We start from the raw sequence: 5,412 nt of genomic DNA, 5'->3' as shown, positions 1-5,412 counted from the left end.
GGCATATCGTTGACGATGCTTGTAGGATCGTTGCTTGCCGGCAGATTCAGCGATAAGGTCCCTGTCGGACCAACCGTGTGCCTCGCCTACCTGTCTATCTGCCTGTGCATATTGCCGATGACGTTGACCGACAACTATAGAGTCATGATGGTTGCCAATTCGCTTGTCGGTCTGCCGTTCCCGTTGATTAACGCAATGCTCCTTGGTTTCATTTTCGCCAAGTCGCCTACGAGCATGCAGGGGCGCATTACTGTCACACTGACGGTTCCGGCCCAAGTGCTTTCGATGTTCTGTAGCGCCGTCCCGTGACATGAATCGCGAAACGGCGCTTTGTCGTAAATAATACCGTTCAGACCGTTCAGCGGCCGGTGATCTCGGAGCCGAGCACCTTCTCGCTCAGCGCCTTCGGACCGCGGGACACGGCGACCGCGCCGGAACGGACCAGCTCGATCACGCCGTAGTGCTCCAGCAGGCCGAGCAGCGCGTCGATCTTGCCTTCGGCGCCGGTGGCCTCGATGGTCAGCGACTCCGGGTTCACGTCCACCACGCGCACGCGGAACAGGCGCACGATTTCCAGCACGTCGGAACGGTTGGATTCGTCGGCGGCCACCTTGATGAGCACCAGTTCGCGCTCCACGGTGGTTTCCGGATCGAGGTCCACGATCTTGAGCACGTGCAGCAGCTTGTTGAGCTGCTTGATGATCTGTTCGAGCGGCGCGGCGTCCACATCGGCCGTGACGGTCACGCGCGAGATGTCCGGCCGCTCGGTGGGCGAGACGGACAGCGAATTGATATTGAACGCACGACGGGCGAACAGACCGGCGATACGGGCCAGTACGCCCGGCCGGTTCTCCACGAGCACCGAAAGCGTGTGGCGCTCGGAACCGGGCTGGGAGGCGGGGTAAACAACTGCCATGGGATTCTCCTTCAACGCTTGAATGCTATGCCGCCGGGCTACTTGTTGCTCGCGGTGCCGTCGCGGTGCGCCAGGGGGTTGACGCCCGGACGGTAGGTCACGGTGTCGTTCGACGCGCCGGCGGATACCATCGGCCATACCATTGCGTCCTTGAACACGCGGAAGTCGATCAGCACCGGGCGGTCGTTCACCTCGTTCGCGCGCTTGATGGCGTCGACGGCCTGTTCCGGCGTGAACGCGCGCAGTCCCAGGCATCCGTAGGCTTCGGCCAGCTTGACGAAATCCGGCACGTCGAAGAACTCGTCGCTTGGGGTGTCTTCGCGGGCCTCGCCGTCAAGCAGATTGGTCTGCGAGTAATGATGGTTGTAGAACAGTGTCTGCCACTGGCGGACCATGCCGTACACGGAATTGTTGAGGATGGCGATCTTCACCGGCACATGGTCGAGGAAGGCCGCCGCCAGCTCCTCCGAGGTCATCTGGAAGGAGCCGTCGCCGTCGATCAGCCACACGGGCTTCTTGGCGTCGAATTCGCGTTGCGAACCCACCAGGGCGCCCATGGCCGCCGGCAGACCGAAGCCCATGGTCCCCAGGCCTCCGGAGCTGATCCACGAATGCTGATGCTCGAAGTCGATCAGCTGCGCGGCCCACATCTGATGCTGGCCCACGCCGGTTACCCAGATGGTGGATTGGTCGGCGTGCTTCGACAACTGTTCGACCACCCATTGCGGCGACAGGGAGCCGTCTGTGGGCTGATCCTCCGGTTCGTCGTAATGGATCGTGTACTTCGACTTGAGGTCGTTGAGGAAATCCCACCATGGCGTGAGATCCGGCTTGCCCTGGATCGCCTGCTCGCGCTCGATCTGCGGAATGAGATCGGTGAGCACCTGCTTGACATCTCCGACGATCGGCACGTCGGGAACGCGGTTCTTGCCGATTTCGGCGGGATCGATGTCAATGTGGATCACTCGCGCGGCGGGGGCGAAGGCGTCAAGCTTGCCGGTCACTCGGTCGTCGAAGCGGGCGCCGATGGCCACGAGAAGATCGCACCGCTGCACGGAGCCCGTGGCGGCGATGGTGCCGTGCATGCCGAGCATGCCGAGGTTCTGCGGATTGGAATCCGCCACCACGCCTCTGGCGGGCATGGTGGTGACGATCGGGGCTCCGGTCACTTCGGCCAGCTTGGCCACCTGCTCGCCCGCATCGGAGCGGACCGCGCCGCCGCCGACATAGAGCACCGGGCGGTAGGACTGGGAGAACAGCTTGGCCGCGTCGCGCAGCACATGGCCGTGCGGTTTGGTGGTGGGGTTGTAGCCGGGCAGAATCATGCGCTGCGGCCACGAGTAGTACATTTCGCCGGTCTGGGCCGTTTTGGTCAGGTCCACAACCACCGGGCCGGGGCGGCCGGTGCTGGCGATGTAATGCGCCTCGGCGAGCACGCGCGGAATGTCCTGTGCACGGGTGACGAGGTAGGAGTGCTTGGCGACCGGGTAGGTGATGCCCACGATGTCGGCTTCCTGGAAGGCGTCGGTGCCGATGGCCGGCACGCCCACCTGGCCGGTGATGACGATCATCGGCACGGAATCCATATTGGCGTCCGCGATGGCGGTGACCACATTGGTGGCGCCGGGGCCGGAGGTGACCAGACACACGCCCACGCGACCGGTGGCCACGGCATAGCCCTCGGCGGCATGGCCGGCCGCCTGCTCGTGGCGCATGAGCACAAAGCGGAATTTGGTGTCGTCGTTGATCTGATGATATACAGGCAGAATCGCTCCGCCGGGGATGCCGAACACGTCCTGAACGCCCAGGTCCTCCAGCGAACGGACCAGAGCCTGGGCGCCGGTCATCTTCTCGCCGTCCACAATCGTCTGCTTGTCGGCAGTCGGAGTGGGTTTAGGCAGGGCGCTGAACGCCTGCAAAGGGGTGGGTGTAGCCATGATGCCTCTCTCCAGCAAACTCGGATTCACGGGCAGGTATGCCCGAAAGGATGCGCGACGTCGGTAACTGCTTGTGGCAAAGGCCGCGCTTCGTATGCAACCAGTGTAAGCGCGGGGCCGAACAGACGTTAGCGCTGCTTGGCCTTTTGCCGGTCGTCAAGCGTATGCCACGCCATTTCGGCGGCGGCCAGTTGGGCCTTGCGCTTCGACGTGCCCTTGCCGATGCCGATGATTTCGTCCTTGGGGCCGATGGTGGCCTTGGCGGTGAATTCGAGGGCGTATTCCGGGCCTTCCACGCGCATGCGATAGCGCGGTTCGTCGAGCTTCATCTGATGCGCCTTGACGCTCAGCGAGGTTTTCCAATCCAGTGCCGGGCCCTCGGTGGCGACTTCGGCCAGGGTGTCGTCGATCAGATGGTGAATGACCTTGCGGGCCTCGTCGATGCCATGCTCCACGAAGGTCGCGCCGATCAGCGATTCCACAATGTCGCATAGGATCGAGCTTTTTTCGGCGCCGCCCTGTTCGGCCTCCCCGTGCCCCAGCAGGATGAAGGGGCCGACCTGCAGCTTTTCGCGCGCGATCTTCGACAGCGATTCCTCCGAGACCGCCTTGGCGCGGATCTTGGCGAGCTGGCCTTCGGTCATATCGGGGTGCGTGGTGAACAGCGTCTCGGTGACCACCAGTTCAAGCACGGCGTCGCCGAGGAATTCCAGACGTTCGTACTGTTTGACTCCTTCATGCTCGTGGGCGAAGGAGCGGTGGGTGAGCGCCTCCACCAGCAGCGCGGGGCTGATGCGCGTGCCGAGGCGGTCGAGCAGTTCGTTAACGGGCGCTTGTTTCTCGAATTCCACAGTCATAAGTCATATCCCTAGTAGTGTGCGCGGACTTGGGAGGCAGCGGTGTCGGGCGCCGCCGGGGTAACAAAAAGCCCCGCCACCCGTCGATGGCAGGGCTTGCATGAGCTTCGATCAAGCGCGACTCACTTGGTGTGGGCGGACTTGATGGCGGAGCGGTAGACGCGGCCGCGGAAGGAACCGCAGTTCGGGCACGCCAGGTGAGGCAGTGCGGGGGCACCGCAGTTCGGGCAGGCGGCGGTCTGCACAGCAGACGCCTTCCAGTTCGCGCGACGCGAATGCGTGTTGGCGCGCGAGGTCTTGTACTTAGGCAGAGCCATGATTTATTCCTCTTTTATCGTTCGAACGAAAATGAGCTTAAGCGTTCAGTAGTGTAGCGCAGGTTCTGAACTTTGTCCAATCGCATGGACCGCCCATTCCGTCGCCTACTGCTGTTCGGCTTCCAGCTTGGCTTTGAAATCGGCCAGGGCGGCGAATCGAATGTCCGTGACGTCGTGGTGATGATCCGGATGCTCATTGAGATTCAGGCCGCATTGCGAGCACAGTCCCAGGCAATCCGGCTTGCACAGTGGCTGCAGGGGCAGGGCCTCGACCAGCGAATCGCGCAACAGTGCCTCAAGATCGGCGAATGCGCCGTCGGACGACAGTGGATAGATGTCCTCCGATTCGTCCTCGCCGGCGATGATGTCCACTTCGTCGCCGTTGCGGTCGCCACGGCTGTCACGCGAATCCGTGAAGGGGAAGAACGCGGTGACGTCGGTGACCCAATCATGTTCGATGGGCTTGAGACACCGCGTGCATTCGGCGTGCGCCGGCGCCGTGATGCGGCCGGTGAAGATCAGTCCGTCCACAATCGATTCGAAATTGCCGGACACGGCGACGTCATCGCCTTCGGTGACACCGATCACTTCGTCGCCGATGCCGCTGGGCGCGGGGAACGTCCGATCCAGTTGCTTGCTTTGTCCCGGACGGCCGGCGATCTGCGCGACCGGCACCGCCCAGGGCGAATCTTCGATGCGAGCCATCTGTTATGCCTCCTGCTGATTGTCCGCCTGATCGTTCGCGCCCTGCACGGCGGCCTGCGTGGCCGCGTAATCCTGCGCGGCCCGCTGTTGGCGCGTGTACAGCACGTTCAGTCCCGCCTGCACATCCTGCTTGAGCTTATCAAGTTGCTGGTCAAGCGATTCCATCACGTCGACGCAGTATTTGTCGGCGCCGTTGGTCAGGTGGTCGGCCTTCGACTGTGCGGTGTCCATGGTGATGCGCGCCCTGGTTTGGGCGAGGGCGACCACGTTCTCCTGTCCGGCGAGGAATTGCGCCTGGTCGTTCGCATCCTTGATCATGCCGGCGGCGCGGGACTGGGCCGCGGCGATGATCGCGTTGGCCTGGGTCTGCGCGCCCTCGAGACGGCGTTCGGCCTCGCGCATCAAAGCGCTGGCGCGTTCGAGCTGCACGGGCAGCATCTTCTTGAGCTCTTCGAGCTGCTCGGTCAGTTCCCCGCGATCCACTTTCACCAAATTCGGCTGGAACAGGGGGGTCTGGGCCTCGTCCAGCGTGGCTTCGATGCGGTCCAGAATGTCGTACACCGTGGTGAACTCATTGCGTGACTGCGCGCTTTGCGGGTCGAAATGCTCTTCCGAGGCATTGGCGCGTAGATCCGGAAGCTCCGGGATGGCCGCATGACGTGGCTTGCGGTCGCTCGGCG

The 5,412-nt window shown here is 63.1% G+C and carries 6 protein-coding genes and 1 pseudogene; 1 reads left to right on the top strand and 6 read right to left on the bottom strand.

Features of this window, described 5'->3' with window-relative positions:
- Positions 1–309 (top strand): annotated as a pseudogene (locus B2994_RS02645) (MFS transporter); the annotation flags it as partial.
- A 49-nt stretch (positions 310–358) separates the two neighbouring features.
- On the opposite strand, the gene ilvN reads toward B2994_RS02645, so the two are convergent.
- The 6 genes from ilvN to B2994_RS02615 form a co-directional block, all read right to left on the bottom strand.
- A complete protein-coding gene (gene ilvN / locus B2994_RS02640) occupies positions 359–916 on the bottom strand; it encodes an acetolactate synthase small subunit (RefSeq protein WP_291526845.1) in 558 nt (185 codons plus the stop codon).
- 38 nt (positions 917–954) lie between these two features.
- Positions 955–2,853: an acetolactate synthase large subunit gene (locus tag B2994_RS02635; RefSeq protein ID WP_291526844.1), complete on the bottom strand. Its 1,899-nt coding sequence runs from the start codon at positions 2,851–2,853 to the stop codon at positions 955–957.
- A gap of 128 nt (positions 2,854–2,981) precedes the next feature.
- Positions 2,982–3,710: a ribonuclease III gene (rnc, locus tag B2994_RS02630; protein ID WP_291526843.1), complete on the bottom strand. Its 729-nt coding sequence runs from the start codon at positions 3,708–3,710 to the stop codon at positions 2,982–2,984.
- Between the two features lie 122 nt (positions 3,711–3,832).
- Positions 3,833–4,027, bottom strand: coding sequence for a 50S ribosomal protein L32 (gene rpmF / locus B2994_RS02625; RefSeq protein ID WP_291526842.1), 195 nt, complete (start codon positions 4,025–4,027; stop codon positions 3,833–3,835).
- Positions 4,028–4,132: 105 nt separating this feature from the next.
- Entirely contained in the window at positions 4,133–4,732 is a 600-nt protein-coding gene (locus B2994_RS02620) for a YceD family protein (RefSeq protein ID WP_291526841.1), read from the bottom strand.
- Positions 4,733–4,735: 3 nt separating this feature from the next.
- A complete protein-coding gene (locus B2994_RS02615; protein ID WP_414630622.1) occupies positions 4,736–5,380 on the bottom strand; it encodes a cell division protein in 645 nt (214 codons plus the stop codon).
- Positions 5,381–5,412: the final 32 nt, after the last annotated feature.

Origin of the sequence: Bifidobacterium sp. UBA744, assembly GCA_002298605.1 — a bacterium.
Classification (GTDB): Bacteria; Actinomycetota; Actinomycetes; order Actinomycetales; family Bifidobacteriaceae; genus Bifidobacterium.
The sequence above is the reverse complement of the archived record's forward strand: the minus strand, read 5'-3'. Positions and strand labels throughout refer to the sequence as shown.